Annotated in this window: 1 protein-coding gene; it reads right to left on the minus strand. The window is 49.7% G+C overall.

Annotated features, from left to right (window positions below):
* Window positions 1-99 precede the first annotated feature (99 nt).
* Window positions 100-699 carry a fimbrial protein gene (locus NNN71_RS24785; RefSeq protein WP_223803291.1) on the minus strand — a complete coding sequence of 200 codons (600 nt, stop codon included), beginning with the start codon at window positions 697-699 and terminating at the stop codon, window positions 100-102.
* Window positions 700-755 lie beyond the last annotated feature (56 nt).

The following is a 755-nucleotide window of genomic DNA, read 5'->3' on the forward strand; positions in this document are numbered from 1 at the left end:
ATATTGCTATGGTGAATAACCGCGATTTCACGGGCGCTAATTGTGTCTGGTAAATAAGGAAATGGTTAACCCATTTCCTTAGTGGATAATTAATAAAAATTAATTATAGGCAATAGTATATGCCGCGTTGGTTTTAACAAAGCCAGCGGTGACCGGCACGACAACCGGAGTCGCGGCTGGATCGGTCTGGGCGACATACGAAGCGACGAAGCTCCACTGTGCTTTTTTGCTGGTATCAAAGGTTTGGGTGTGGGTATCTTTACCGTCAACGGTTACCATGGTGTAGGTGCCCGTCGTCGGGTTTACTTCGTGGATAGCCACATTCACGCCCTTCGCGGCATCAGTAATGCTGGAGTCATTGTTCAGCGTACCCTGGCCGTTGCTGCGGAACTGGGAGGTCATGGTCAGGTTAGCCGTTGTCTGAGTGTCGAAGCCGGCTTTGCTGCAGTCAACGCTGATGGTGAAGGCTTTCGCTTTCGCGCCAACGGTGTTGGCTTTTACCATACCTGCACTATTCACTTCAGCAACGGAAGCGGTTTCCAGCTGGATCTGGGCATCCTGAGCGCCATTGTTTACGCTCATCACGCAGGTGTTGTCGCTGACCAGACCGGCGAAATCAATCTGACCGCCGTCCAGGGCAAAGGCTGAGGAGGAGATCGTTGCCATTGACAATGCGGCAGCGAGTAGCGTCTTGTTCATTCTATAATGTCCTTATATATATTAATTTAGGTTACAGGAATAACTGGTGGATAAAT

This window comes from Kluyvera sp. Awk 3, assembly GCF_028069715.1.
Taxonomy (GTDB): domain Bacteria; phylum Pseudomonadota; class Gammaproteobacteria; order Enterobacterales; family Enterobacteriaceae; genus Kluyvera; species Kluyvera georgiana_A.